Below are 25,053 nucleotides of genomic sequence, written 5' to 3'. Positions count from 1 at the left end.
TGGCATGTGGGACGGATTGGCGTCAGGCGAGCCATTTAGCTAACTATTCGCTATTCGCTATTCGCGACTCCCTATTCGCTTCTACCTCACGCCGCAGCCGTCAGCCTCTCCCCAGCGATGCGATACGAGATCGCTTCGGCGAGATGCATTCGGCCGACCGTCGGTTTCTCGTCGAGATCGGCGAGCGTGCGGGCGACTTTGAGGACGCGGTGGTAGCCGCGGGCGGAGAATTTCATTTTTTCGGCGGCGTCGCGCAGCAGCTGCAGGCCGCTAGCATCCGGTTCGGCGAGTTTCTCGATCATCGCGGTGGAGCAGCGGGCATTGGTGCCGATGCCCTTGGCGCCGGCGGCCTCGAAGCGCTGCTGCTGGAGCTCGCGAGCGCGCGCAACGCGGCGGGCGACGTCGGCGCTCGCCTCAGCGGCCATCGGCCGGATGAGGTCGGCGGCGGAGACGGCCGGCACGTCGATGCGGATGTCAATGCGGTCCATCAGCGGGCCGGAGATGCGGGCCTGGTAATCGCTCATGCAGCGCGGGCCGCGGGCGCAGCTATGGCCCGGCTCACCCGCCATGCCGCAGCGGCAGGGGTTCATCGCCGCGATCAGCTGGAATTTCGCCGGGTAGGAGACGCGGTGATTGGCCCGGGCAATGACGCATTCGCCGCCTTCGAGCGGCTGGCGCAGCGCGTCCAGCGCCTGCGGCGTGAATTCGGGAAATTCATCGAGGAAGAGCACGCCGTGATGGGCAAGCGAGGCTTCGCCGGGACGGGCGCGCAGCCCGCCGCCGACAAGGGCGGCCATGGTGGCGGAGTGGTGCGGGGTGCGGAAGGGCCGGCGATCGGACAGCTTGCCGCCAGTGAGCTGGCCGGCGATCGAATGAACCATCGACACTTCAAGCAGTTCGGCGGGAGAAAGCGGCGGCAGGATCGACGGCAGCCGCGACGCCAGCATCGATTTGCCGGAGCCTGGAGGTCCGACCATCAGCAGGTTGTGGCCGCCGGCGGCCGCGACCTCGAGCGCGCGTTTGGCGCTTTCCTGGCCCTTGATCTCGGCAAGGTCAGGCAGGTTGGCGGCATTGGCGCGGATCGACGGCTCGGGCCGGGAGAGCACCTGCGTGCCGCGGAAATGATTGGCAAGAGCAATCAGGCTGCGCGGGGCGAGAATATCGACGTCGGCACCCGCCCAGGCGGCCTCGGCGCCGCTTTCGGCCGGGCAGATCAGCCCCTTGCCGAGCGCATTGGCGCCGATGGCGGCCGGCAGCGCGCCCGCAATGGCGGCGATCGTGCCATCGAGATTGAGTTCGCCGACGACGACAAAGTCCGACAGCGCATCGGCGGGAATGGCGCCGAGGGCCGCCATCAGTGCGAGCGCGATCGGCAGATCGAAATGCGAGCCCTCTTTCGGCAGATCGGCGGGCGCCAGATTGACGGTCACCCGTTTGCCCGGCAGCGCCAGGCCGGAGGCATGAAGCGCGGCCTGCACGCGTTCGCGGCTTTCGGCCACTGCCTTGTCAGGCAGACCGACGATCTGCATGCCGACCTTGCCGGGCGCGATCATGACCTGAACCTCGACCGGCACGCCTTCGATGCCCTGAAATGCTACCGTACTGACACGCGCGACCATATGCCCACCCTCGTCCCGCAAACTCTTAGAGACCGCCCCTGTGGCCGTGAAAGCCAGCGGTTGCAATCTGGCACGGAAGCAGGACTAAAACAAGAACAATAAAAGAACGCAGGCAGATAATCAGTGGTGGATGCGGTTGTACCCGATCGCAGCCTCAGCCGCGCTTGCGCTCGATCGCATCCCAGAGCAGGCTTGCAATATCGGCGCCGCCGAACTTCCTGACCTCGCGGATGCCTGTCGGCGACGTGACGTTGATCTCGGTCATGTAATCGCCGATCACGTCGATGCCGACGAGCAGGAAGCCGCGTTCCCTCAGCGCCGGGCCGATCCGCTCGCAGATCTCTTTCTCGCGCGGCGTCAGTTCGGTCGCCTCGGCGCGGCCGCCGACATGCATGTTGGAGCGGCTGTCATGTTCGGCCGGCACGCGGTTGATCGCGCCGGCGAATTTGCCGTCGACCAGGATGATGCGTTTGTCGCCCTTGCGCACGTCGGGCAGATATTGCTGGGCGATGAAGGGCTCGCGGAAGAGCTGGCCGAACATCTCCAGCAGCGAGGAGAGGTTGCGGTCGTCACGGGTCGAATGGAAGACGCCGGCGCCGCCATTGCCATAGAGCGGCTTCAGGATGATGTCGCCCATTTCGTCGCGAAAGCGGCGGATCTCGGCCGGGTCCTTGGTGATCAGCGTCTTCGGCATCAGATCGGCAAATTCGGTGACGAAGATCTTCTCCGGCGAATTGCGCACCCAGGCCGGATCGTTGACGACGAGCGTCTTCGGGTGGATGCGCTCGAGCAGGTGCGTCGAGGTGATATAGGCCATGTCGAAGGGCGGATCCTGGCGCAGCAGCACGACATCCATGGTCGAGAGATCGACGCGCTCGGACGCGCCGAGCTCGAAGTGATCACCCTTGACGTCGCGCAGCAGCATCGGCTCGACGCTGGCAAAGAGCTTGCCGTCGCGGAAGCTCAGGCGGTCGGGCGTATAGTGGAAAAGCCTGTAGCCGCGCGCCTGCGCTTCCAGGCTCATGGCGAAGGTGGAGTCACCTGCGATATTGATGCCGGCGACATGATCCATCTGGACCGCTACATTGGTGATCTTGGTCATTTCCGTCCCTCGCTGAATGCCGGACAGATGTAGGTCGGCCCGGCATCAAACGCAACGGCCAATCAGGGGCGGCAGAGGTCAGCGATCGTCAGGCCGCGATCCCCTGATTGCCGCCATTGCGCAGCATGTTGCGCAGACGATAGGCGATTGCCAGCGGCCTGGGGAAAGGCTTGCGCAGGAAGGCGACCTTGCGGACGTAATTGTCGACCCGCCAGCGTGCCCAGGTCCCACCGGCGAAGAAGGCGACATCGCCGGGGCGCAAGGTCCGTTCGGTGCCGTCCTCCGCGGTGATATGGACCTCGCCTTCGAGGATCATCACCGTCTCGTCCCAGCCGAAGTACCAGCGGAATGCGCCTGCCGTGCAGTCCCAGATCGCCGTCAGCGACGCCTCGTCGTGGCCGCGCGAATGTTCTGCCGTGCGCGCCTCAGGATTGCCGCTGATAATCCAGTCCGGGTTGATCGGCGTCGATTTCAGCGGCAGCAGGTCGCTCGCATGTGCGACAAAGGATTTGCCGGCCGGCGTTGCCGCGGCATAAGGCACCGAGCGCGCGGCCATGGCGACCGCACTTGCAAGCATCAGCTTCCAGGCCATGAAACAACCCCAATCATTACCCCTACGCAGATTGCGATAGCAGAGAGTCGTAAGAAGCTGGTTCAAGCCGAAGCTAAAATTTTAACGATCCCGAGACCACTCCACCGGGAGCTGCTAAAACGCATCCGGAAAGTGGCGCGGCAGCCGGCCGGGCATGACCGCGACGATATCGTAGCGCTGGGAAAGGCGGGCCTGATCGGCCTGACGGGCGAGCCAGAGATCGCTGGCCGCCCGTATCCGCTTCTGGGCGGCGACGGAAACGGCGTCGATCGCCGCTGCCTCGCCATGGCGGGCCTTGACCTCGACGAAGACGGCGAGATCGCCTTTGCGGGCGACGATGTCGATCTCGCCGAGCCGGGTGCGGTGGCGCAGCGCCAGAATGCGGTAGCCCTTCAGCATCAGGAAGGCGGCGGCGACATATTCCGACATGCGGCCCCGGCGCAGCGCCTTCCTTTTGAGGGCGGTCAGGTCATTATCGCCCATCTGCGCCCTTCATCTCCAGCAGGCGCTGGTAGAGCACCTTGCGCGGCAGGCCGGTCAGGCGGGCGGCCTCGGTTGCGGCCTTTGCCGTCGGCATTGATTTCGATAGATCGGCAAGCACGGCTTCGACATCGGCCTCATCCGCCTCGGCCGGTAGCGGCGGACCGACGACGAGGACGATCTCGCCCTTGACGTTTTCCACCTGCTGGTAGTGCGCGGCGAGCTCGGCCAGCGTGCCGCGGCGGAATTCCTCATAGGTCTTGGTCAGCTCACGGCAGACGGAAGCGGGCCGCGCCGCCCCCAACACGTCAGCGGCAGCGAGAAGGGTGGCGCCGATGCGATGGGGCGATTCAAAAAATATCAGTGTCGCGGGAGCCGCGGCAAATTCACCGAGACGATCGCGGCGGGCCTTGTCCTTGGCCGGCAGAAAGCCGGCGAAGAGGAAGGCGTCGTTCGGCAGGCCAGAGCCGACAAGGGCTGCGAGCGGCGCCGAGGCGCCTGGAATGGGGATGACGCGATAACCCGCCGCAATCGCCTGCTGGGCCAGCCGATAGCCGGGATCGGACACCAGCGGCGTCCCGGCATCCGACACCAGCGCCACCGAGCGGCCGGCCTCCAGCGCCTGGATGAGCCGCGGGCCGGCTTCATCGGCATTGTGCTCATGGTAAGCGAAGGGGCGGTTCTGGATGCCGTAGCGGTCGAGCAGAACGCGGGTGACGCGCGTATCCTCGCAGGCCAGCACGTCGGCGCCGGCCAGCGTTTCCAATGCGCGCAGCGTGATGTCGCCAAGATTGCCGATCGGGGTGGCGACGAGATAAAGCGCCGGCTCCAGCGGCCGCGCCGGCACCGCCATGTTGTGCAGGCGGAAGCTTCGCCTGGTGGCGTCCTCGCCTGTGGTTTGCTCGTTCATGCCCTTTGCCTTCGTGCCGCCGGCGCCTTGCCGGTTCATCGGCCTTTATGGGCGAGCGCTGCGGCTTCGGCAAGGGTTCGGATTTCTGTGAGGATTGCTCCGGAAAACCTCAAATGCGGGCGTCCAGCTGTCCATGCCTCTTGCAAACCGATGCTGAAGTCTGCCATTTTGCCCGTCCACTCCCCCGGTCTCGGGTCGGGAAAGCATTCTTCCGGCGCTCGACGCCCGGACTGTCACGGTCGAAAGCGGTAGCATCCCATGCGTATTACTATTGAGCGGTCAAACCTGTTGAAATCGCTGAACCACGTCCACCGCGTGGTCGAACGTCGCAACACGATCCCGATCCTGTCCAACGTACTGCTCAAGGCCGATGGCCAGAACCTCGACATGAAGGCGACCGACCTCGATCTCGAGATCACCGAGGCGACGCCGGCAAGCGTCGAACAGTCCGGCGCCACCACCGTTCCCGCCCATCTTCTCTACGATATCGTGCGCAAGCTTCCCGACGGATCGGAAGTGCTGCTTGCCACCAGCGCCGACGGCGGCTCGATGAGCGTGCAGTCGGGCCGTTCGAAATTCTCGCTGCAGTGCCTGCCGGAATCCGACTTCCCGGATCTGACCGCCGGCACCTTCACGCATAGCTTCAAGCTGAAGGCGACCGATCTGAAGATGCTGATCGACCGCACGCAGTTCGCTATCTCGACCGAAGAGACGCGTTATTATCTGAACGGCATCTTCTTCCACACGATCGAGAGCAACGGCGAACTGAAGCTCAGGGCGGTGGCAACCGACGGCCACCGGCTGGCCCGCGCCGATGTCGACGCGCCCGCCGGCTCGGAAGGCATGCCCGGCATCATCATTCCGCGCAAGACGGTCGGCGAACTGCAGAAGCTGGTCGACAATCCCGAAGCGATCGTGACGGTCGAGGTTTCCGACGCCAAGATCCGCATGACGATCGGCTCAATCGTCCTGACGTCGAAACTGATCGACGGCACCTTCCCGGATTACCAGCGCGTCATCCCCACCGGCAACGACAAGGAAATGCGCGTCGACTGCACGAGCTTCGCCCAGGCCGTCGACCGCGTCTCGACAATCTCCTCCGAGCGCGGCCGCGCCGTGAAGCTCGCGCTGTCCGACGGGCAATTGATGCTGACCGTCAACAATCCGGATTCCGGCAGCGCTACCGAAGAAGTCGCCGTCGGCTACGACACCGACGCGATGGAAATCGGCTTCAATGCCAAATACCTGCTCGACATCACCGCGCAGCTTTCCGGCGAGGAAGCGATCTTCCTGCTGGCCGATGCCGGCTCACCGACGCTGATCCGTGACACGGCCGGTGACGATGCGCTCTACGTGCTGATGCCGATGCGCGTCTGACCGGAACGAAGGCGCCCGTTTTCGGTTTTCCTCCTGTCAAACCGGAGGAGAGCAGAATGAAAAAGACGGGAGCGGTGCGTATCGGCATTTCAGGCTGGACCTATGCGCCCTGGCGCGGGCAATTCTATCCGAAGGAATTGCCGCAGAAGCACGAGCTTTCCTACGCCGCCCGCCACTTCCCCTCGATCGAGATCAACGGCACCTTCTACGGATTGCAGCGGCCCGAAAGCTTCGGCCGCTGGCGCGATGAAACGCCCGACGACTTCGTCTTCGCGGTCAAGGGATCACGCTTCATCACCCATATGCTGCGGCTGCAGGACATTAGGACGCCGCTCGCCAATTTCTTTGCTTCCGGCCTGCTCAGGCTCGGCCCCAAGCTCGGGCCGATCCTCTGGCAATTTCCGCCGAACATGGCCTTCGAACCGGCACGCTTTGAAAATTTCCTGTCGCTGCTGCCGCATGACCGCGATGGGGCGATCGCGCTTGCGAAGCAGCATGACGGCCGCCTCAAAGGGAGGGCCTGGCTCACAAGCGACGGGCGTCAGCCGATCCGCCATGCGCTCGAAATCCGCCATGACAGCTTCCGCTCGGCTGATTTCATCGAGATGCTCCGGCGTCACAAGGTGGCGCTCGTCTGCGCCGACACGGTGCAATGGCCGCTGCTGATGGATATCACCGCCGATTTCGTCTATTGCCGGCTGCATGGCTCCGAACAGCTCTATGTCAGCGGCTACGAGGATGAGGCGCTCGACCTCTGGGCCGAACGCGTCCGCGCCTGGGTTACGGGAGCGGAGCCCGAAAATGCGACGCGCGTGCTTGCGCCGCTGCCGGCGCGCGCCAAGGGCCGCGACGTCTATCTTTATTTCGACAATACCGATAAGAAATTGCGCGCCCCTGTCGACGCTGGCCATTTGAGCGAAAGACTTGCCGATCTCATGCCCCGTACCGGCCGAAAGGCCGCCTGAGCTGTTGATGCCGGTATCCTTGTTGCGAAAATCCTTGTCCCAACAGCGACAAGCGGCATATTAAGACAGTCGATCAACGTGCAGATGGGTGGAGAATGCGCTTACGGGTCAAGGTGAAGGAACACCTCGGGAAGAGATTCGATGAGGAAATCCGTTTCTTCAGGGGCATGATGCAGGGGCCGAAGACGGTGGGCTCGATCGTGCCGACCTCCTCGATCACCGCAAAACGCATGGCAAGCGTCATCGACATGCATTCCGGACTGCCGGTGCTGGAACTCGGCCCGGGCACGGGCGCCATCACCAAGGCCATTCTCGGCCGCGGCGTGAAGCCGGACAATCTCGTCGCGATCGAATATTCGACGGATTTCCACCAGCATCTGCTGCGAACCTATCCCGGCGTCCACTTCATCAACGGCGATGCCTTCGACCTGCAGACCACGCTCGGCGATTACAGCGATCGGACATTCGATTGTGTCATCTCCTGCATTCCGCTTCTGAACTTCCCGATGGCGATGCGCGTCTCGCTGCTCGAAAGCCTGCTCGACCGCCTGCCGGCCGGCCGGCCGGTGGTGCAGATTTCCTACGGCGCGATCTCGCCGATTGCCGCCAATCCGGACCGCTACCACATTCAGCATTTCGACTTCGTCGTCCGCAACATTCCGCCGGCGCAGCTTTGGATCTACCGGCGCGGCTGAGATGTTCGGGCTCTACATCACCCATCCGCAGGTCAGGATCGACGCCAACGTGCCCGTGCCGAAATGGGGGCTTTCCGATATCGGCGCGGCGCGCGCCCGCAAGGCGGCCGAGAGCGGCTGGGCCAGGCAGTTGCGGCGCATTGTCTGCAGCGACGAGACGAAGGCGATCGAGACGGCCGAAATTCTGGCCGAAGCGTCCGGCATCAGGATCGAGATCGTCCACGGCATGCGCGAAAACGACCGCTCGGCCACCGGCTTCCTGCCGCCGCCGCAATTCGAAGAGGCGGCCAACTGGTTCTTTGCCCATCCCGAAGAGAGCTTCAAAGGCTGGGAACGGGCCATCGATGCGCAGGCCCGCATCGTAGGGGCGGTCAACGCCGTTCTGGCCACGCATGAGGCAGCGGAGCCGATCGCCTTTGTCGGCCATGGCGGCGTCGGCACGCTGCTCAAATGCCATCTGGCCGGCCGGCCGATCGCTCGCGACGGCGACCAGCCGGGCGGCGGCGGCAATCTCTATGCTTTCAGCCTTGCGGATCGCCGCCTAACATGCGACTGGACACCCATCGAACACTGGCGGGGGTGACTTCACATGGACGCACGCGAGCGGCTGATCGTCGGCCTGGATGTTCCAACGATCGGCGAGGCGGAAAGACTGGTTTCCACGCTCGGCGACGACATTCTCTTCTATAAGATCGGCTATCAGCTGGTCTTTGCCGGCGGCCTCGAATTCGCCCGCGACCTTGCTGCCAGCGGCAAGAAGATCTTTCTCGACATGAAGCTGCTCGACATCGACAACACGGTTGCGTCCGGCGTCGAGAACATCGCCAAGATGGGCATGTCGATGCTGACGCTGCACGCCTATCCCAAAGCCATGAAGGCGGCGGTCGAAGCGGCGGCCGGCTCCGGCCTCTGCCTGCTCGGCGTGACCGTGCTCACCTCGATGGATGCCGACGATCTTATCGATGCCGGCTATAGCCAGGATCCGCACAGCCTGGTGCTGCGCCGCGCCGGCCAGGCGCGCGCCGCCGGCATGGGCGGCATCGTCTGTTCGGCGGCCGAAGCGGCGGAGGTGCGTGATGTCCTTGGACCCGACATGGCGATCGTCACCCCGGGCATCCGCCCGACCGGCAGTGAGAAGGGCGACCAGAAGCGGGTGATGACGCCTTTCGACGCGCTGAAGGCCGGCGCCACCCATCTCGTCGTTGCCCGGCCGATCGTCAAGGCGCCAGATCCGAGAGAGGCTGCCCGCGCCGTGCTCAACGAGATGGTGAGCGCGCTCTGGCCGGCAAACCGCTGAATTCAAAAACAAAGAGGAGGAGACCATGGCCAAGGGATACTGGATCGCTCGCGTCGACGTCCGCGACGCCGAACGATACAAGGATTATGTGACGGCCGCGAAGCCGGCCTTCGAGAAATATGGGGCGAATTTCCTGGCGCGCGGCGGCGCGATCACCGAGCTCGAGGGCAAGGCGCGCGCTCGCAATGTCGTGATCGAATTTCCCTCGATGCAGCATGCGGTGGACTGCTATAATTCGCCGGAATACCAGATCGCCGCCAAAATCCGCCAGGAGGTGGCAGATGCCGAAATGGTCGTCGTCGAAGGCGTCTGAGCGCGGTCGCATCGCCGGAATCTGACGGCGCGATGGGCCTTCCCGTCGCGTCGGGATTGGGCTAAGACGGGAGCCGATAACGCATCTCCCAAGCCTTTCGAGGAACCTGCCATGACCCTTGCCAACCTGCCGCCGCTCGTCACCGTGTTCGGAGGGTCCGGCTTCGTGGGCAGGCACGTAGTGCGGGCGCTCGCCAAGCGCGGCTATCGCATCCGCGTCGCGGTGCGCCGTCCCGATCTCGCCGGCTTCCTGCAGCCGCTCGGCAATGTCGGCCAGATTTCCCTCGTGCAGGCAAACCTGCGCTACCGCAACTCGATCGACCGCGCTGTCGAGGGCGCGAGCCACGTCGTCAACTGCGTCGGCATCCTGCACGAGACCGGCCGCAACACCTTCGACGCCGTTCAGGAATTCGGCGCCCGCGCGGTTGCCGAAGCGGCGCGCGCGGCAGGCGCGACGCTTGTCCATATTTCGGCCATCGGCGCCAACGCCAACTCCGATTCGGACTATGGCCGCACCAAGGGTCGCGCCGAAACCGCCATCCTCTCCATCAAGCCGGATGCGGTGATCTTCCGCCCGTCGATCGTCTTCGGGCCGGAGGACAGCTTCTTCAACAAGTTCGCCGACATGGCGCGTATGTCGCCGGTCCTGCCGCTGGTCGGCGGCGGCAAGACGAAATTCCAGCCGGTCTATGTCGAGGATGTCGCCGAGGCGGTCGCCCGCGCGGTCGACGGCAAGGTCGAAGGCGGCAAGATTTATGAACTCGGCGGGCCCGAAGTGCTGACCTTCCGCGAATGTCTCGAGACGATGCTGAAGGTGACGAGCCGCAAGAACCCGCTCGTCTCGCTACCCTTCGGCGTCGCTTCGCTGATCGGCAGCATCGCCTCGCTCATCCCTTTCATCACGCCGCCGATCACGCCGGACCAAGTGCGCCTGCTCAAGCGCGACAATGTCGTTTCCGCAGAAGCCGAGGCGGAGGGCCGCACGCTGACGGGGCTCGGCATCACGCCCACCATGCCGGCATCGGTGCTCGAATCGTATCTCGTTCAGTATCGTCCGCACGGCCAGTATACCGGCACCGGCAAGGCTGCCTGAACAATTTTGAGCATTTGAAATCATGCCGTTCGCCGCGCAGGCGGACGGCATTTTTCGTTGCCGTTGGAGCCAACGCCATGGCCGATCTCAGATGCCTGTTTACCGGCCGGATTTAAGCGCCGTTGCAGAAAAGACGCATCGGAAAAATTGTGGAATTAACGCCAAATTTAGCAGGAACATTTATTGCTATTTGCCATTCCACTGACTACCAAACCCCGCGCGTCTCCAACGGACTCGACGCCTGCGAAAGCGTGCGGCAATCACTGTGAAAGGCATTTCTCGATGGGCAAGTCAATCGCGCTCCTTTTTGCGTGTGCGGCACTGGTTATCATGGCAGGCTCCTTCGTTGCGCCCGGTTCGGTCGCGGCGGTCAAGGGCGACTGCTCGCCGGCCTACGGCGTCGATCCTTGCTCGACGGCTTCGATCAGCCACTGACGAAAAGCCGGCCCTTCGCGCCGGCCTCCGATCCAAACACACACCGCAAAGCGGATGCCGGACACCGGGCCTTTCAACCAGTCGCTCGACCTTGCCCGCGTCCAAGGATTGCAGCGCGCCTTGCGCCTCTTCGCAGAGACGCGCAGCACATCGCATTCACGCCGGGAGTTGCGTGAATTCGATGCGATAGAGTGCCTCAGCTGATCATGCCTGTCATCGCCATGCCGAGCAGCAGCACGCCAAGAATGATGCGGTAGATGGCAAACAGCGTAAACCGGTTGCTCCTGATATAGGCGAGCAGCCATTTCACGGCGATGAACGCGACGATGGTGGAGACTATGAAGGCGATGGCGAGCGCCGTCCAGTCTTCGCCGGCTGCGCCGCCATCCTTGAAGGTCTTCAGCAACTCATAGCCGCTTGCGGCATACATCGTGGGAATGCCGACGAGAAAGGCAAATTCCGTCGCAGCGGCGCGATTGCCGGTGCCGGCCAACAGGGCGACGAAAATGGTGGCGCCGGAGCGTGACGTGCCGGGGAAGACGCCGGCAACGATCTGGGCGATGCCGACCAGGATGGCGACGAACCAGGTGATCTGCTTATTTGGCGGCCGGCGGGCGGCGGCCCATTCCGCAAAGATCATCCAGATGCCGCCGATGATCAGCGCCCAGGCGATCGGCGTCGCCGTTTCCGGCAATTGGAAACCGAGTCTCTTGACGACGAGGCCGAGGATGGCGGTGATGAGAAAGGCGACGATCAGCTTGGCGGCATAATCGCGATTCTCAGGCTCGCGCCAGCCGAGCACCAGATCCACGAGACGGCGCCAGTAGATGATGGTGACGGCGAGGATGGCGCCCGCCTGAATGACGATATTGAACATGTCCGAGCGGTGTCCGAGCCATTGCTCGGCAATGATCAGGTGTCCGGTGCTCGAGATCGGCAGAAATTCGGTGATCCCCTCTATGACACCGAGAATTGCGGCATTGATATAATCCATACATTGTCTCCGGTTTAAAGTTCGGTCGACCTGAGCGCTTGGGTCGATCAGGCTGCCGTTTCCATTCGTTCGTTAGACCGTGTTTTGCCATCGTCAGATGGGGTAAAATCCGATTCGCTTGTATTGGCGGGGCCAAGCTCCTATAGCTTCAACCAATGAGTCACGACTAAGGCGCTATAAACGAGCTGCCACACAGTCCTGTAACAGCAATCACAAAGCCCGAGTATCGATGCCCACGCTTTATCATCATCCCATGTCATCCGCATCCCGCTTCGTCCGGCTGATCCTGGCGGAATACGGCTATCAGGCGGATCTGATCGAGGAGCAGACATGGGAGAAGCGCCGGGATTTCCTGGCGCTCAATCCGGCCGGAACGCTGCCGGTCTATGTCGACGACAGCATGCGGGCGCTCTGCGGCGCCACCGTCATTTCCGAATATCTGGACGAGACACACGGGGTGTTGAAACGCGACCGGCGACTGCTCGCCGAAGACCCTTTCCAGCGGGCGGAAATCCGCCGGCTGAGTGAATGGTTCATGCAGAAGATGGAAAACGACGTGACGAAGCCGCTCGCGCGTGAGCGTGTCTTCAAGTTGCAGATGACCGCAGATCAGGGGGGCGGAGCGCCGGATTCGAAGATTCTGCGCACGGCCCGCGCGAATATCCGCCAGCATATGCGTTATCTCACCTGGCTCGCCGGCTCGCGCCAATGGCTGGCGGGAGAGCGGATGAGCTATGCCGATCTCGCCGCCGCCGCCTCGGTGTCGATCCTCGATTATCTCGGCGAGATCGAGTGGGCCGACGCCCCTGTCGTCAAGGAGTGGTATCAGCGGCTGAAGTCGCGCCCCTCCTTTCGGCCGATGCTGACCGAGCGCGTGCGCGGCCTGACCCCCGTTTCACACTATGCCGACCTGGATTTCTGACGAGGGCTCGTTATGCCCGACAATGATGACAGAGAGCGCCGCCGCCGCGACAATTTGACCGAGTTCGTGCGGGCAGAATCTGCCGCCAAAGGCTTCGATCTCTGCCGCATCACGCGTCCGGACGCGATCCCCGACGCCAAGCAGCGCCTCGGCGAGTTCATCGATGCCGGGCGGCACGGGACGATGGAGTGGATGGCCGAGACGCGCGAGCGGCGCGGCGATCCCCGGACCCTCTGGAGCGACGTGCGGTCCGTCGTCGTCTTCGGCCTCAACTACGCCCCGGAAGAAGATCCGCGTGGCATTCTCGGCAAGCCTGATAAAGCGGCGATCTCCGTCTATGCCCGCAATCGCGATTATCACGACATCATCAAGGGCCGGCTGAAGGAGATCGCCACGCGCTTTGCGGCGCGGGCAGGCGCCGACGTCAAGGTATTTGTCGATACGGCACCGGTCATGGAAAAGCCCTTAGCGGCGGCAGCGGGCTTGGGCTGGCAGGGCAAACACACCAACCTCGTCAGCCGCACCCATGGTTCGTGGCTGTTCCTCGGCTCGATGTTCACCACCGCCGATCTTGCCGTCGACGCGCCGGAGATTGATCATTGCGGCTCGTGCCGCGCCTGCCTCGACGCCTGCCCGACGGCCGCCTTCCCGGCGCCCTACCAGATCGACGCGCGGCGCTGCATCTCCTATCTCACCATCGAACACAAGGGGCCGATCGCCCCCGAGATGCGGGTGCTGATCGGCAACCGCATCTATGGCTGCGACGACTGTCTTGCCGCCTGTCCCTGGAACAAGTTCGCAAGCTCCGCCTCCGAAATGAAGCTCAAGGCACGAGAAGAGCTGAAGGAGCCGTCGATCGCTTTTCTGCTGACGCTTGACGATGCCGCCTTCCGCACCTTTTTCAGCGGCTCCCCGGTGAAGCGGATCGGCCGCGACCGCTTCGTCCGCAACGTGCTGATCGCCGCCGGTAATTCCGGCGATAAGGCGCTGATTGCGCAATGTCGCATGCTCTCCGACGATGCCTCGCCTGTGGTGCGGGGGATGGCGGTCTGGGCGCTTTCAAGGCTGATGGAAGCTGACGAATTCGCGGCCTTTTCCGCACAAAGGGCTGATGAGAGCGACGACGACGTCTTGAACGAATGGCAATTGGCGGGAGTGGGCTGATGCATGTGATGATCTTTGGCTGCGGTTATTCCGGCACGGCGATTGCGAAGGCCTTCGCCGGCGACGGCGTGCGTGTTTCCGGCACCACGCGTTCCGCCGAGAAGATGGACGGGCTGCGAGCCAACGGCATTGAAGCATTCCTCTTCAACGGCGAGGCCATAGAAGAGGAACTGCGTCAGGCGTTGGGGGGCGTCACCCACCTCGTGCAGTCGATCGCGCCTGGACAGGCCGACCCGCTGCTGCGGCTGCTCAGCAAGGATGGCGCCAGCCTGCTGCCGAAACTTGAATGGATCGGTTATCTCTCCACCGTCGGCGTCTATGGCGACCACGGAGGCGCCTGGGTGAACGAGGACACGCCCTGCCTGCCGGTCTCCGGACGGTCGAAAGAACGGCTCGAGGCCGAAGAAGGCTGGCTGGCAATGGGCCGGCAGCGCGGTCTGCCGGCGGCGGTGCTGCGGCTTTCCGGCATCTACGGGCCGGGACGCAACGCTTTCTGCAATCTTGAAAAGGGGACTGCGCGGCGGCTGATCAAAAAGGACCAGGTGTTCAACCGCATCCGCGTCGAGGACATCGGCGCGGCGACACGTTTCCTCTCCGAGCACGGCCTCGGCGGCATCTATAATGTCACCGACGACCGGCCCGGGCCGCCGCAGGATGTGATCGTCGAGGCAGCTCGCCTGATGGGCGTTGAACCACCCCCTGAACAGGCGTTTGAAACCGCCGAGCTGACACCGATGGCGCGTTCCTTTTACGGCGAAAACAAGCGGGTTTCGAATGCGAAACTGAAGGCTGCCGGCTTCGAATTTTCCTTCCCGACCTACCCGATGTCGCTTGCGCAATTGTGGCAAGATGGACGCTGGCGCGGTTAGTGTTTGCAAACAGCTTTGCTCACCCAAAAGGAGTAGGAAATTCCTACTTTCCGATCTTCGCGGGATAATTTTCGCCGCTTATTATGGTTAACGGCCTCTGAATTTGCCCAAATGTGGCAACAAATATGGCAAAATCAGAAAAAAATTTTTGCGGTTTTTGTGAACGCCGGGATGTTTACCGCTTCTTCGGAAAATTCATTCGGATTTTAACTGATTTCATTATGTTTTTTTCCAGATTCGACGGCCGTCGCCTCTTTATGAAATTTTCCTCCGCACTCACAATTGTTACGAACTGTAATACTCCGTGAATGCCCGCGGCACTTTTTCGCCACTTTTTAACAGATTTAAGCCCCGCCGCCTGCAAGGGCGTGAGTTCAATAGTTGAGGGATACTCTGTTTTGAAGAAAATACGTCGTTCTATTATCGCCGCGGCAACTATTGCAGCCTGTTCTTCCATGCTTCCGGCGGAAGGTTTTGCTGGCAATGGATGCGGCGGTGCTTCATGGTACGCGCTTCGCTCCAAAACTGCTTCCGGAGAACGCATGAACCCTGCCATCCTGACTGCCGCACATCGTTCGCTCGCGTTCGGCACCAAGGTGAAGGTCACCAACCGCAACAACGGCCGCACCGTCGTCGTTCGCATCAACGATCGCGGCCCGTTCATCCGCGGCCGGGTGCTCGATCTGTCGCGCGCCGCCGCGCAGAATATCGGCATGGTGAGCTCCGGCACTGCGAAGGTCTGCTACCAGGTCATCAGCTGAGACCGCACACAACCGGCTGCGCCGTGAGCGGCGCTTGCTCTTGCCGTCAATCGCGGTTACCACGCGGTTGAGACTTGTGGAACACGCCGCCCGCGACCGTCGCGTCTGTGCGGGTCGTTCACAGGCCACGGCAACAGGAGAGATGTGAATGCGTCTGGGCGGCCGCCTCGAAGGGGCGATTTCTGTGCTTGCGGATATCGACGCCCGCAAGCGGCCCGTCGCCGACGCGCTGAAGGACTGGGGCCTTGCGCACCGTTTCGCCGGCTCCGGCGATCGCGCCGCGATCGGCAACATCGTCTACGACGCCTTGCGCATGCGGCTTTCCCATGCCTGGCTGATGGATGACGACAGTGCCGCAGCCATTGCCCACGCCGTCATGTTCCGCCAATGGGGCTTCACCCCCGACAGCCTTGCCGCCGAACTGGCGCACGACAAATTTGCGCCGGCACCGCTTCCGACCGAGACCCTCGCCGCCTTTGCCAGCCGTTCGCTCGACGATGCGCCGCCGCATATACGCGGCGATATTCCCGAATGGGCCCAACCCTCCTTCGAACAGGCCTTCGGCGCCGACTGGCTTGCCGAGGCACAGGCGCTCGCCACCCGCCCGACGCTCGACCTGCGCGCCAACGTCCTCAAGGCCTCCCGCGACAAGGCGGTCAAGGCGCTCGAAAGGGCCGGCGCTCACGCCGCGAGGATCGCCCGCTACGGCATCCGGATTGCCGCCGGCGAAGGCGCCTCGCGTCTTCCCAACGTGACAGCCGAGCTTTCGTTCCAGAAAGGCTGGTTCGAAGTTCAGGACGAGGGATCGCAGATCGTCGCCGATCTGGTGCTCGCCGGGGACGGCGAGCAGATCCTCGACTATTGCGCCGGCGGCGGCGGCAAGACGCTCGCCATGGCGGCGTCCATGCAGAACAAGGGCCAGGTGCATGCCTATGATGCCGATCGCAAACGGCTTGCGCCGATCATCGAGCGGCTGAAGCGGGCGGGCACGCGCAATGTCCAGGTGCATGACGATGCCAAAGGGCTTTCGGGCCTTGTCGGACGCTGCGACAAGGTGTTGGTCGACGCGCCCTGCACCGGCACCGGCACATGGCGCCGCCGTCCCGACACGAAATGGCGCCTGACGGCCAAGAACCTCGACGAACGCACCGCCCAGCAGCAGGACGCGCTGGCGCAGGCCAGCGGCTTCGTCAAACCGGGCGGCGAATTGATCTATGTCACCTGCTCGGTGCTGCCTCAGGAAAATGAAAACCAGGTGCGCCGCTTTACCGCGGAGCATCCCGATTTTCAGATCGTCAGCGCCCTGCCCGTCTGGGACGCGCTGTTCGGAAAGGACACGCCGCGTCCGCGTTCTTCCGATGGCCTGACGGTGACGCTGACGCCGGCCTCCACCGACACGGACGGCTTCTTCTTCTGCCGCATGCAGCGCGCGGGCTGATCCCCGCGGCACCCGCCGAGAGAAGCTCGCCGCTCGGCGGCCGAGAACGCTGATCTTTCAGGCAAATGCACCTGAAACGCGGCGGTTTGCCGCCCTTCTCCTTCTTAAAATCATTCCAAACTAGAGCGTTTGACACCAGTTTACTTTTGCGCGAAGACACGGAGCCGATTAGACGGAAGATCCGTCACAGGAGAGGATTATGAAGCTCAACAGCAAATTCCGCGCAGCCGTGCTGGCGATCGCCCCCGCAGCCCTGCTCGCCGTTCCCGCGCAGGCCGAGACCAGTGCTGGCGCCGTGGTGAAACATTATGCCGCGGTGGCGCACGCCAAATACGAAGACTCGCTGACGACGGCCAAGGCGCTCGACGCTGCGATCGACGCCTTCCTGAAGGCACCGACCGACGCGACGCTGAAGGCCGCCAGGAATGCCTGGATCAAGGCGCGCGTTCCCTATCAGCAGACGGAAGTCTATCGCTTCGGCAATCCGCTCGTCGACGACTGGGAAGGCAAGGTCAACGCATGGCCTCTTGATGAAGGCTTGATCGACTATGTCGACACCGCCTACGGCACCGAGAGCGACGAGAACGCTCTCTATGTGGCGAATGTCATTGCCAACAAGACGATCAAGATCGACGGCAAGGATGTCGACGCCTCGAAGCTGACGCCGGAATTCCTCTCCGGCACGCTGCAGGAAGCCGGCGGCATCGAAGCCAATGTCGCGACCGGCTACCACGCCATCGAATTCCTGCTCTGGGGCCAGGATCTGAACGGTACCGGTCCCGGCGCCGGCAACCGCCCGGCAACCGATTACGACCTCAAGAACTGCACGCACGGCAATTGCGACCGGCGCGCCGAATATCTGAAGTCCGCTTCCACGCTGCTCGTTTCCGACCTCCAGGAAATGGTGGACAACTGGAAGCCGGACGGTGCGGCGACGAAGAACGTCGAGGCCGATCCGAAAGCCGGCCTCGTCGCAATCCTGACCGGCATGGGCTCGCTCTCCTATGGCGAGCTTGCCGGAGAGCGCATGAAGCTCGGCCTGCTGCTGCACGATCCGGAAGAAGAGCATGATTGCTTCTCCGACAATACCTACAACTCGCATCTCAACGACGCGATCGGCATCGCCGCCGCCTATACCGGCAACTACACCCGCGTCGACGGCACCAAGCTCAGCGGCCCCTCGCTGCACGATCTCGTGGCCGCCAAGGACAAGGCGCTTGATGCGGAGTTGGAAGGCAAGCTCAACAAGACGCTCGACGCCATGAATGCCATGGCCAAGCGCGGCGATACGGTCGAGAAGTACGACCAGATGATTGCCGAGGGCAACAAGGAAGGCAATGCCGTCGTCCAGGCCGCCATCGACGGCCTGATCGACCAGACGAAATCGATCCAGCGCGTTATTGCCGCACTCGATCTCGGCACGGTTCAGCTTGAAGGTTCCGACAGCTTGGATAATCCTAACGCCGTCTTCAAATAAGCAAAAGGCGGGCCGCTTCGAAAGCCGGAGCGGCCCGGGCTCTTGAAATGTCGCATGCCCCGGCCCGCCGATTGATCGCCAGCGCTGCGCTCTGCGCCATGTTTGCCGGATTTTCCGCAGGCATCGCCAGCGGTTTCGACCTGCCAACCAAACGCACCGACCTCTCCGAGACCGATCTCAAACGCGTCGCCGACATCACGCGGCCGACGGCGGATTTTTCCAAGGCTGAACAATACGAAGCGATGCAGGCGGGGGCTACGACCTCGATCGATCCCGTCACCGAAGACAGTTTCTCGCATGTTTCGGCTAACATCCCCTTCGAGGAAGAGCAGAATTTCAAGCTCGGCAATGCGCTCTTCCGCAAGCTCTGGGTTTCCTCACCCTCTTCGACGCAGGCCTCCGACGGCCTCGGGCCGCTGTTCAATGCCCGCTCCTGCATGAGCTGCCATGTCAATGACGGCCGCGGCAGACCGCCGGAGGGCGGCCCGAGCGCCACCTCGATGCTCCTGCGGCTGGCGCGAGAAGCCAAAACGCCGGAGGAAAAAAAGGCGATTGCTGAGGCCGACGTCGTCAACTTTCCCGATCCGATCTATGGCCATCAGCTGCAGGATCTCGCCGTCCCCGGCCTTGCCGCAGAAGGAAAGATGGCGATCAGCTACCGCGAAGAGACGGTGACGCTCGGCGACGGCGAGACCGTGTCGTTGCGCCGGCCGCGTTACTCGCTGGTCGACCCTGCCTACGGGCCACTCGATCCCGCGACGACGATTTCGCCGCGTGTCGCCTCGGCGATGATCGGCCTCGGGCTGATCGAAGCCATTCCCACGGCCGACATCCTTGCCCATGCCGATCCGGACGATGCCGACGGCGACGGGATTTCCGGCAAGCCTGCGGTCGTGCGCGACCACCGCAGCGGCGGGATTGCGCTCGGACGGTTCGGCTGGAAGGCACAGAATGCTTCCGTGCGCGATCAGAGCGCCGATGCCTTTGCCAACGATATCGGCATCTCGACGCCGGATCGGCCGGATGCGCATGGCGACTGCACGGTGGCGGAGGAGAAATGCCTCGATATGCCCACCGGCGTGCAGAAACGGCTGGGCGAGGAAGAGGCGCCGGACCCCATTCTCGACCTCGTAACCTTCTATTCGGAAAACCTGGCCGTTCCGGCGCGGCGCAAGGCGAGCTTCCCGCAGACGCTGCGGGGCAAGCGGATTTTCTACGAAACCGGCTGCATTTCCTGCCACGTGCCGAAATTCGTCACCCGCCGGGATACTGCCGACAAGGCGCAGTCCTTCCAGCTGATCTGGCCCTATTCCGACTTTCTCCTGCACGATATGGGCGAGGGCCTTGCCGACGGGCAGCAGGTCGGCCTTGCAAGCGGACGTGAATGGCGCACGCCGCCGCTATGGGGTATAGGACTGACCCGGACTGTCAGCGGACACAGCTTTTTCCTGCATGACGGCCGTGCGCGTGATCTCACCGAGGCGATCCTCTGGCACGGCGGCGAAGCTGAAAAGGCCCGCAACGCTTTCTCCTCCCTGCCGAAAGACGACAGGGCGGCCCTGATTACATTCCTGGAGTCACTTTGATGCGCCTTTGGCACCCCCTGCTCTGCCTCACTCTGATCGGCCTTGCCACAGCGGCGGCCGCCCAGACCGCTGCCCCTTCGGCAGGGCTGAACGAGGATGCCGTTCCTGCCGTGATGCAGCGCGCTGTCGATGAGGTGATCCGCCCGGGCTATCGCAACATGCAGCAATCGGCGGCCCGGTTGACGACGGCGATGAAGGATCTCTGCGACGGCGGCACGCAGCAGACGCTCGACAAGGCGAAATCCGCTTTCGACGACACGATCCGCTACTGGTCGATAATCGAGATAGTCCAGACCGGACCCGTCATCCAGGACAATCTCTTCGAGCACATCCTGTTCTATCCCGACCGCAAGGGCGTCGGCCTGAAGCAGGTGCAGGCGCTGATCGCCAAGGCCGATCCGAAGGATGCGACCGTCGATGCGATCGCCGGCAAGAGTGTGGCGCTGCAGGGCCTGACGGCGTTGGAATACGTGCTTTACGGCAACGGTTCCGAGGACCTCATCAAGCAGAAGGGCGGCTTCCGCTGCCTTTACGGCCAGGCGGTCGCAGGCAATATCCAGCGCGAGGCCGGCGAAGTCGTCGCCGCCTGGGAAAAACCCGACGGGGTGCAGGCGAGCTGGAAACATCCGGGTCCGCAGAGCAATGATTTCATGGACAACAAGGAAGCCGTGACCGCGCTGCTCGGCATTCTTGTCCACGGTGCCGAAAATGTCCGCGACCAGCGGCTGGAACAGTTCTACAAGGGCAAGGATACGGCGCCGCGCCCGCGTATGGCGATCTACTGGCGTTCGAAGAACACCTGGAAGTCCATGGCCGCCAATCTGGAGGGCCTGCGCACGCTCTGGCAGAAGGCCGGCATGGCCGAGCTTCTGCCGCCGGACAAACGGTCGATCGCCGCGTCGATCGACGAGGATTTCAAATCGCTGCTCGACAGCGTGCCGAAGCTCAATCCCGACATCGACGTCGCCACCAGCGATGCCGAGAAGGCCAAGCTCGACGCGTTGCTTGTCGAAAGCCGCGAGCTGATCACCAGGATCAGCGACGACTATGGCGCGGCCATTGGCCTTTCGGCCGGCTTTTCCTTTTCGGACGGAGACTAACCCATGCGAAGCACCACGATCGACCGACGCAGTTTCGTCAAGGCAGCAGGGATCGGCTTCCTGGCGAGCCTGGCGCCAAGGTCGCTGATGGCCCTGGAGCGGAGCGACGCGATCTATGCCTCCGGCATTCGGACGGGCGATGGTTCCTTTGCCGTCGCGACCGTGACCGAGCGCGGCGAAATTGTCGATCAGGTGGCGCTTCCCGCCCGGGCGCACGGCATGGCCTTCAGTGCGGCCACCGGCAAGGCCGCCGCCTTCGCCCGGCGCCCCGGCACCTATGCAATGATCTTCGATCCGAGGAACAAGGGCGAGCCGGTCGTCATCAACTCCCGGGAAGGCCGGCACTTTTACGGCCATGGCGCCTTTTCTCCCGATGGCCGCATCCTCTACGCCAGCGAGAACGATTTCGACGGCAATCGCGGCATGATCGGCCTCTATGACGCAACCGACCGCTTCACCCGCATTGGCGAATTCGAGACCTGCGGCATCGGCCCGCACGACATGACGGTCTCCGAAGACGGACGCCTGCTCATCGTCGCCAATGGCGGCATCGAGACACATCCGGATTTCGGCCGCATCAAGCTCAATCTCGGAGAGATGCAGCCGTCGCTGGCCCTGATCGACGCGGCAAGCGGCGCGCTCGTCGAAAAACATCTGCTGCCGGCGGAATGGTCGGCGCTCTCCACCCGTCACGTCGACCTCGACGGCGACGGCCGCATCTGGTTCGCCTGCCAGTACGAAGGCCACCGCAAGGACCTGCCGCCGCTTGTGGGCCATTTCGCCAAGGGCGAGGATCTCACCTTCATCGACCTGCCGGAGGAGACGACACGCAGGCTTGCCAATTACGTCGGCGCGATCGCCGTCAACCGCAGCGCGGGCCTCGTCGGCGTGACGTCGCCGAAGGGCGGCGCCTCGGTGACCATCGACGCCAGGACGGGCAAGGTGCTGTCCGAGACGATCATTGCCGATGCGGCGGGAATCGCGCCGGCCAAGGGCGGCTTTGCCGTCTCCTCCTATGATGGCGATTTCCTGTCGACCCGCAGCGACGTCGCCTGGGATCAGCACATCGTGCGGATCTAGAGCCTTTCCTGGTCAGATTGAATCATTCTGTTGGCTCAAACGGAGTCGGATGGTCGACCGGCCGGCGCGCGTCGTAGCCGAGCTCTACGGCCAAGCCGGCCGGTCGATCAGCCGGCCCGTTTCAGCCAACCCGAAGGGCCGGGCATCTTTCCGCCAGGATCAAAGGCGATCGGCTCGGACGTACCTTGGGGTATGCCCGTCGCCAATCGCCTTTGCCCTGACGAAAACCTGCTCCGGCAGAATGCTTCAATCTGACTAGGAAAGGCTCTAGTCCAAAGCGGCGGCATCACTTACCGGGAACGGCAATAGGCTTTCTGCTCGGCACTGATGCCCGATGCCGCCATCATTGCCGCCTCCTGCAGCCATTCGGGGTCGCGCGCCTGCAAATCCCGCAGGATTGCCGTGGCTGCCGCCGCATCGTCGGAATGGCAGTTGGCGATCTCGAAGCCCATCAGCTCGAGCATCGTCGGCAAAAGCAGGGTTTCCGGATGCTTGTCGATCTCGATCTTGCGGCTGTTCGGCGAGAGCCGGCGCACGAGGATGCGGTCGGAAACCCGGTAATGCGGATCGGCCGCGCGCGCCCGCCCGCTGGCGATCTCACCCGCGTGGATCGACACGTCCTGGGGCCTGTGGCATAGCGACCATGCGGACTGCACCAACGCCTTCGCCTCGCGCAGCACCGGTCCGCCCTGCCATTCGGCATAGGCAACGAAACGCGGCCGGCCGAGGCTGCCTGTACCGGCGCTGCGCGGCATCGGCGCGCGGGATGCAGCCCCCGGCGGCAATGCGTCGGCAAGCGCCGTGACATAGGCTGACGGCACCGGTTTTCGGCCGGGAGGCAGCATGTCATACTTCTCCCAAAATTGCCGCCGTTCGGAATTCGGCAGCATCAGCACCTTGCGCAGCCATTTGTGATCGCGCTCCAGAATGAGCGGCAAGGGATTTTCAAGGCCCCTGCGATAACCGCCGAGGATCAGCTCACCGATCTTGCGCACCGAGGGGCCGTCGCCTTTGCGCGCCAGGACGGCGCTGGCGGCAAGGCGCACGAGATCCAGCGCATAGGGCATCACTGCCGCTTCATCGAAATCATTGACGCCCCAGACCAGCCGGCCCTCGGCATCGCGCCAGGTGCCGAAATTCTCCAGATGCGTATCGCCGATGGCCAGCACCGCGGGCGCGCCGCCGAGATCCGGGCAGATGTCGAGGATGATCTCGCACCAGCGCCAATAGGTGGCGCGCAGGAAGACGAAACCGCCGCTGCGCATCCTTTCGTGCTTCTCGCTCAGATCCTTCTTGACGATATCGTCGCCTAGTTCCCCGGCCAGCCAGTTCTCGAAATTTCGAACCGATTGCGATATCGTCGTCATGCCGGCGGTGCTCCATCATATCGAGATTTGGTGCGAGAATACCCGCCCTGCGCGAAGCCGCAATCGCGTTGCAAGAGGCCGGCAGGTCTAGCAAAGCAGGCAGGCGTCACGATGACACGGCAAAGGGTTGCCCCGGCGACACGGCTTGCGCTTTCCAGCGCCGTCCCGACCGCATTTCGGCAATGTCCGGCTTGTCGAAACCGGCCCGCCATGCCACTTTCCCGGCTTCGAGAGGGGTAGCCATGAGCGAGACTGACAGGGGCGATTTCCGCGCGCGAATCCGCCGCAACTTTGCGCGCCAGGCGGCGATGCAGACGATCGGCGCAGAGCTGACGCGCGTCGAGCACGGCGTCGTCGAGATCGAGCTTCCCTTCGACGTCAAGCTGACACAGCAGCACGGCATCCTGCATGCGGGCATCATATCCGCGGCGCTGGATTCGGCCTGTGGCTTTGCGGCCTACAGCGTCATCGACCCGGAGGCTTCGATCCTGACGATCGAGTTCAAGGTCAATCTCATGTCGCCGGGGCGTGGCGAGCGTTTCCTGTTTCGCGGGGAAATCACGAAACCCGGTTCCACCATCATCGTCGCCGATGGGCGAGGCTATGCGATCAGCGACGGGCCGGCGAAGCTCATCGCCTCCATGACCGGAACGATGATGGTCATCCGCGGGAGAGAAGGAATTACGGGATGAAGTTCGAGCTGAAGTCGGTCGCTGGCAAATCCATGCTGTTCGTCATGGCGGCGGAGGCCGAATATGGCCCCTTCCTGCGGTCGCGCATCGAACCTTTAATGACAGGCGTCGGCCCGGTCGAGGCGGCGGTCGCGCTGACCAAGGCGTTGGCGCGGCTCGATGCGGCCGACGACCTGCCGGATCTCGTGGTTTCGCTCGGCTCGGCCGGTTCGGCAAAACTGGAGCAGACCGAGGTCTACCAGGTGAGCTCGGTGTCCTACCGCGACATGGACGCCTCACCGCTCGGTTTCGAAAAGGGCAGGACGCCGTTTCTCGACCTGCCGGCGGCGCTTGAACTGCCGCTGCGCATTCCCGGCATTCCCGAAGCCAGCCTTTCCACCGGCGGTAATGTGATTTCGGGTGCAGCCTATGGCGGCATCGACGCCGACATGGTTGACATGGAAACCTACGCGGTGCTGCGCGCCTGCCAGGGCTACAAGCTGCCGCTGATCGGCCTTCGCGGCATTTCCGACGGCGCAGTCGAGCTGCAGCATATTTCCGGGTGGACCGAATATCTGCACATCGTCGACCGCAAGCTCTCCTACGGCGTCGACAGCCTGTGCACGGCCCTGGAGGACGGCGTTTTCTGGTTCTAGGCTGCACACCGCGCCCCTTGTCAGACGGGCGGGGGGACAATCGGAACAATAAAAACCCGACGCCGAAGATTTCCCGGATTGCAAGGAGAAG

27 protein-coding genes are annotated in these 25,053 nt (G+C 63.3%); 19 read left to right on the top strand and 8 right to left on the bottom strand.

What is annotated here, in order from left to right; genetic code table 11:
• Positions 1–86 precede the first annotated feature (86 nt).
• The 5 genes from J0663_RS10370 to rsmI form a co-directional block, all read right to left on the bottom strand.
• The gene (locus J0663_RS10370; protein WP_207244292.1) at positions 87–1,619 is read right to left on the bottom strand and encodes a YifB family Mg chelatase-like AAA ATPase; all 1,533 of its coding nucleotides are present in this window, start codon (positions 1,617–1,619) and stop codon (positions 87–89) included.
• 154 nt (positions 1,620–1,773) lie between these two features.
• Complete coding sequence (gene gshB / locus J0663_RS10365; RefSeq protein ID WP_207244291.1) at positions 1,774–2,721, bottom strand: glutathione synthase; 948 nt, start codon at positions 2,719–2,721, stop codon at positions 1,774–1,776.
• An 88-nt stretch (positions 2,722–2,809) separates the two neighbouring features.
• The gene (locus J0663_RS10360) at positions 2,810–3,313 is read right to left on the bottom strand and encodes a cupin domain-containing protein (protein WP_207244290.1); all 504 of its coding nucleotides are present in this window, start codon (positions 3,311–3,313) and stop codon (positions 2,810–2,812) included.
• Between the two features lie 114 nt (positions 3,314–3,427).
• Positions 3,428–3,796 (bottom strand): YraN family protein, encoded by a 369-nt coding sequence (locus J0663_RS10355; RefSeq protein WP_207244289.1) that lies wholly within the window; start codon positions 3,794–3,796, stop codon positions 3,428–3,430.
• On the bottom strand, positions 3,786–4,703 hold the full coding sequence (rsmI, locus tag J0663_RS10350) for a 16S rRNA (cytidine(1402)-2'-O)-methyltransferase (RefSeq protein WP_207244288.1): 918 nt from the start codon (positions 4,701–4,703) through the stop codon (positions 3,786–3,788). Before rsmI ends, J0663_RS10355 begins: the two co-directional genes overlap by 11 nt.
• 258 nt (positions 4,704–4,961) lie before the next feature.
• Between rsmI and dnaN the strand changes: the two genes are divergently transcribed.
• The 8 genes from dnaN (at position 4,962) to J0663_RS10310 (ending at position 10,877) form a co-directional block, all read left to right on the top strand.
• Positions 4,962–6,080, top strand: coding sequence for a DNA polymerase III subunit beta (gene dnaN, locus J0663_RS10345; RefSeq protein ID WP_207244287.1), 1,119 nt, complete (start codon positions 4,962–4,964; stop codon positions 6,078–6,080).
• 56 nt (positions 6,081–6,136) lie between these two features.
• A complete protein-coding gene (locus J0663_RS10340) occupies positions 6,137–7,045 on the top strand; it encodes a DUF72 domain-containing protein (RefSeq protein ID WP_207244286.1) in 909 nt (302 codons plus the stop codon).
• A gap of 95 nt (positions 7,046–7,140) precedes the next feature.
• A complete protein-coding gene (gene pmtA / locus J0663_RS10335; protein WP_207244285.1) occupies positions 7,141–7,740 on the top strand; it encodes a phospholipid N-methyltransferase PmtA in 600 nt (199 codons plus the stop codon).
• A gap of 1 nt (position 7,741) precedes the next feature.
• Entirely contained in the window at positions 7,742–8,323 is a 582-nt protein-coding gene (locus J0663_RS10330; protein ID WP_207244284.1) for a histidine phosphatase family protein, read from the top strand.
• Positions 8,324–8,329: 6 nt separating this feature from the next.
• Positions 8,330–9,037 carry an orotidine-5'-phosphate decarboxylase gene (pyrF, locus tag J0663_RS10325; RefSeq protein WP_207244283.1) on the top strand — a complete coding sequence of 236 codons (708 nt, stop codon included), beginning with the start codon at positions 8,330–8,332 and terminating at the stop codon, positions 9,035–9,037.
• A gap of 25 nt (positions 9,038–9,062) precedes the next feature.
• A complete protein-coding gene (locus J0663_RS10320) occupies positions 9,063–9,350 on the top strand; it encodes a DUF1330 domain-containing protein (RefSeq protein ID WP_207244282.1) in 288 nt (95 codons plus the stop codon).
• 111 nt (positions 9,351–9,461) lie between these two features.
• Complete coding sequence (locus J0663_RS10315) at positions 9,462–10,442, top strand: complex I NDUFA9 subunit family protein (RefSeq protein ID WP_207244281.1); 981 nt, start codon at positions 9,462–9,464, stop codon at positions 10,440–10,442.
• A 282-nt stretch (positions 10,443–10,724) separates the two neighbouring features.
• Positions 10,725–10,877 carry a hypothetical protein gene (locus tag J0663_RS10310; RefSeq protein WP_207244280.1) on the top strand — a complete coding sequence of 51 codons (153 nt, stop codon included), beginning with the start codon at positions 10,725–10,727 and terminating at the stop codon, positions 10,875–10,877.
• Positions 10,878–11,073: 196 nt separating this feature from the next.
• On the opposite strand, the gene J0663_RS10305 is transcribed toward J0663_RS10310, so the two are convergent.
• Positions 11,074–11,871, bottom strand: a complete 798-nt coding sequence (locus tag J0663_RS10305) for an undecaprenyl-diphosphate phosphatase (protein WP_207244279.1) — start codon at positions 11,869–11,871, stop codon at positions 11,074–11,076.
• Between the two features lie 229 nt (positions 11,872–12,100).
• Here J0663_RS10305 and J0663_RS10300 point away from each other — a divergent pair, with 229 nt between their 5' ends.
• Genes J0663_RS10300 through J0663_RS10290 form a run of 3 tightly spaced genes read left to right on the top strand, consistent with a single transcriptional unit; the run spans position 12,101 to position 14,826 of the window.
• On the top strand, positions 12,101–12,793 hold the full coding sequence (locus J0663_RS10300; RefSeq protein WP_207244278.1) for a glutathione S-transferase family protein: 693 nt from the start codon (positions 12,101–12,103) through the stop codon (positions 12,791–12,793).
• Between the two features lie 12 nt (positions 12,794–12,805).
• Complete coding sequence (gene queG / locus J0663_RS10295) at positions 12,806–13,957, top strand: tRNA epoxyqueuosine(34) reductase QueG (RefSeq protein WP_207244277.1); 1,152 nt, start codon at positions 12,806–12,808, stop codon at positions 13,955–13,957.
• Positions 13,957–14,826, top strand: coding sequence for an SDR family oxidoreductase (locus tag J0663_RS10290; protein WP_207244276.1), 870 nt, complete (start codon positions 13,957–13,959; stop codon positions 14,824–14,826). Before queG ends, J0663_RS10290 begins: the two co-directional genes overlap by 1 nt.
• A 175-nt stretch (positions 14,827–15,001) precedes the next feature.
• On the opposite strand, the gene J0663_RS31205 is transcribed toward J0663_RS10290, so the two are convergent.
• On the bottom strand, positions 15,002–15,370 hold the full coding sequence (locus J0663_RS31205) for a hypothetical protein (protein ID WP_246590413.1): 369 nt from the start codon (positions 15,368–15,370) through the stop codon (positions 15,002–15,004).
• On the opposite strand from J0663_RS31205, the gene J0663_RS10285 reads away from it, so the two are divergent.
• The 6 genes from J0663_RS10285 to J0663_RS10260 all read left to right on the top strand — a co-directional run bounded on the left by J0663_RS10285 (position 15,282) and on the right by J0663_RS10260 (position 22,268).
• The gene (locus J0663_RS10285; RefSeq protein ID WP_244604868.1) at positions 15,282–15,587 is read left to right on the top strand and encodes a septal ring lytic transglycosylase RlpA family protein; all 306 of its coding nucleotides are present in this window, start codon (positions 15,282–15,284) and stop codon (positions 15,585–15,587) included. The genes J0663_RS31205 and J0663_RS10285 overlap by 89 nt on opposite strands.
• Positions 15,588–15,735: 148 nt before the next feature.
• The gene (locus J0663_RS10280; RefSeq protein ID WP_207244275.1) at positions 15,736–17,025 is read left to right on the top strand and encodes an RsmB/NOP family class I SAM-dependent RNA methyltransferase; all 1,290 of its coding nucleotides are present in this window, start codon (positions 15,736–15,738) and stop codon (positions 17,023–17,025) included.
• A 199-nt stretch (positions 17,026–17,224) separates the two neighbouring features.
• Positions 17,225–18,502: an imelysin family protein gene (locus tag J0663_RS10275; RefSeq protein ID WP_207244274.1), complete on the top strand. Its 1,278-nt coding sequence runs from the start codon at positions 17,225–17,227 to the stop codon at positions 18,500–18,502.
• A 47-nt stretch (positions 18,503–18,549) separates the two neighbouring features.
• On the top strand, positions 18,550–20,088 hold the full coding sequence (locus J0663_RS10270) for a di-heme oxidoreductase family protein (RefSeq protein ID WP_207244273.1): 1,539 nt from the start codon (positions 18,550–18,552) through the stop codon (positions 20,086–20,088).
• On the top strand, positions 20,088–21,188 hold the full coding sequence (locus J0663_RS10265; RefSeq protein ID WP_207244272.1) for an imelysin family protein: 1,101 nt from the start codon (positions 20,088–20,090) through the stop codon (positions 21,186–21,188). The genes J0663_RS10270 and J0663_RS10265 overlap by 1 nt, the downstream gene beginning before the upstream one ends.
• A 3-nt stretch (positions 21,189–21,191) precedes the next feature.
• Positions 21,192–22,268, top strand: coding sequence for a DUF1513 domain-containing protein (locus J0663_RS10260; RefSeq protein WP_207244271.1), 1,077 nt, complete (start codon positions 21,192–21,194; stop codon positions 22,266–22,268).
• A gap of 290 nt (positions 22,269–22,558) precedes the next feature.
• Here J0663_RS10260 and J0663_RS10255 read toward each other — a convergent pair whose 3' ends face one another.
• A complete protein-coding gene (locus J0663_RS10255; RefSeq protein WP_207244270.1) occupies positions 22,559–23,635 on the bottom strand; it encodes a DUF2252 family protein in 1,077 nt (358 codons plus the stop codon).
• 242 nt (positions 23,636–23,877) lie between these two features.
• On the opposite strand from J0663_RS10255, the gene J0663_RS10250 reads away from it, so the two are divergent.
• Both J0663_RS10250 and J0663_RS10245 read left to right on the top strand, forming a co-directional pair.
• Positions 23,878–24,327, top strand: coding sequence for a PaaI family thioesterase (locus tag J0663_RS10250; protein WP_085776653.1), 450 nt, complete (start codon positions 23,878–23,880; stop codon positions 24,325–24,327).
• Complete coding sequence (locus J0663_RS10245; RefSeq protein ID WP_207244269.1) at positions 24,324–24,962, top strand: 5'-methylthioadenosine/S-adenosylhomocysteine nucleosidase; 639 nt, start codon at positions 24,324–24,326, stop codon at positions 24,960–24,962. The genes J0663_RS10250 and J0663_RS10245 overlap by 4 nt, the downstream gene beginning before the upstream one ends.
• The last annotated feature ends 91 nt before the right edge of the window (positions 24,963–25,053 follow it).

The organism is Rhizobium lentis, from assembly GCF_017352135.1.
Taxonomy (GTDB): domain Bacteria; phylum Pseudomonadota; class Alphaproteobacteria; order Rhizobiales; family Rhizobiaceae; genus Rhizobium; species Rhizobium lentis.
The sequence above is the reverse complement of the archived record's forward strand: the minus strand, read 5'-3'. Positions and strand labels throughout refer to the sequence as shown.

Bases quoted from the DNA above. Each gene is read 5' to 3' on its own strand.
- J0663_RS10265 (WP_207244272.1), top strand. From the start codon at position 20,088: ATGCGCCTTTGGCACCCCCTGCTCTGCCTCACTCTGATCGGCCTTGCC.
- J0663_RS10315 (WP_207244281.1), top strand. From the start codon at position 9,462: ATGACCCTTGCCAACCTGCCGCCGCTCGTCACCGTGTTCGGAGGGTCC.
- J0663_RS10320 (WP_207244282.1), top strand. From the start codon at position 9,063: ATGGCCAAGGGATACTGGATCGCTCGCGTCGACGTCCGCGACGCCGAA.
- J0663_RS10290 (WP_207244276.1), top strand. From the start codon at position 13,957: ATGCATGTGATGATCTTTGGCTGCGGTTATTCCGGCACGGCGATTGCG.
- J0663_RS10305 (WP_207244279.1), bottom strand. From the start codon at position 11,871: ATGGATTATATCAATGCCGCAATTCTCGGTGTCATAGAGGGGATCACC.
- J0663_RS31205 (WP_246590413.1), bottom strand. From the start codon at position 15,370: ATGCGTTCTCCGGAAGCAGTTTTGGAGCGAAGCGCGTACCATGAAGCA.
- dnaN (WP_207244287.1), top strand. From the start codon at position 4,962: ATGCGTATTACTATTGAGCGGTCAAACCTGTTGAAATCGCTGAACCAC.
- J0663_RS10275 (WP_207244274.1), top strand. From the start codon at position 17,225: ATGAAGCTCAACAGCAAATTCCGCGCAGCCGTGCTGGCGATCGCCCCC.
- J0663_RS10355 (WP_207244289.1), bottom strand. From the start codon at position 3,796: ATGGGCGATAATGACCTGACCGCCCTCAAAAGGAAGGCGCTGCGCCGG.
- gshB (WP_207244291.1), bottom strand. From the start codon at position 2,721: ATGACCAAGATCACCAATGTAGCGGTCCAGATGGATCATGTCGCCGGC.
- queG (WP_207244277.1), top strand. From the start codon at position 12,806: ATGCCCGACAATGATGACAGAGAGCGCCGCCGCCGCGACAATTTGACC.
- pmtA (WP_207244285.1), top strand. From the start codon at position 7,141: ATGCGCTTACGGGTCAAGGTGAAGGAACACCTCGGGAAGAGATTCGAT.
- J0663_RS10245 (WP_207244269.1), top strand. From the start codon at position 24,324: ATGAAGTTCGAGCTGAAGTCGGTCGCTGGCAAATCCATGCTGTTCGTC.
- J0663_RS10360 (WP_207244290.1), bottom strand. From the start codon at position 3,313: ATGGCCTGGAAGCTGATGCTTGCAAGTGCGGTCGCCATGGCCGCGCGC.
- J0663_RS10250 (WP_085776653.1), top strand. From the start codon at position 23,878: ATGAGCGAGACTGACAGGGGCGATTTCCGCGCGCGAATCCGCCGCAAC.
- J0663_RS10310 (WP_207244280.1), top strand. From the start codon at position 10,725: ATGGGCAAGTCAATCGCGCTCCTTTTTGCGTGTGCGGCACTGGTTATC.
- J0663_RS10330 (WP_207244284.1), top strand. From the start codon at position 7,742: ATGTTCGGGCTCTACATCACCCATCCGCAGGTCAGGATCGACGCCAAC.
- J0663_RS10280 (WP_207244275.1), top strand. From the start codon at position 15,736: ATGCGTCTGGGCGGCCGCCTCGAAGGGGCGATTTCTGTGCTTGCGGAT.
- J0663_RS10260 (WP_207244271.1), top strand. From the start codon at position 21,192: ATGCGAAGCACCACGATCGACCGACGCAGTTTCGTCAAGGCAGCAGGG.
- rsmI (WP_207244288.1), bottom strand. From the start codon at position 4,703: ATGAACGAGCAAACCACAGGCGAGGACGCCACCAGGCGAAGCTTCCGC.
- J0663_RS10300 (WP_207244278.1), top strand. From the start codon at position 12,101: ATGCCCACGCTTTATCATCATCCCATGTCATCCGCATCCCGCTTCGTC.
- pyrF (WP_207244283.1), top strand. From the start codon at position 8,330: ATGGACGCACGCGAGCGGCTGATCGTCGGCCTGGATGTTCCAACGATC.
- J0663_RS10285 (WP_244604868.1), top strand. From the start codon at position 15,282: ATGCTTCCGGCGGAAGGTTTTGCTGGCAATGGATGCGGCGGTGCTTCA.
- J0663_RS10255 (WP_207244270.1), bottom strand. From the start codon at position 23,635: ATGACGACGATATCGCAATCGGTTCGAAATTTCGAGAACTGGCTGGCC.
- J0663_RS10270 (WP_207244273.1), top strand. From the start codon at position 18,550: ATGTCGCATGCCCCGGCCCGCCGATTGATCGCCAGCGCTGCGCTCTGC.
- J0663_RS10370 (WP_207244292.1), bottom strand. From the start codon at position 1,619: ATGGTCGCGCGTGTCAGTACGGTAGCATTTCAGGGCATCGAAGGCGTG.
- J0663_RS10340 (WP_207244286.1), top strand. From the start codon at position 6,137: ATGAAAAAGACGGGAGCGGTGCGTATCGGCATTTCAGGCTGGACCTAT.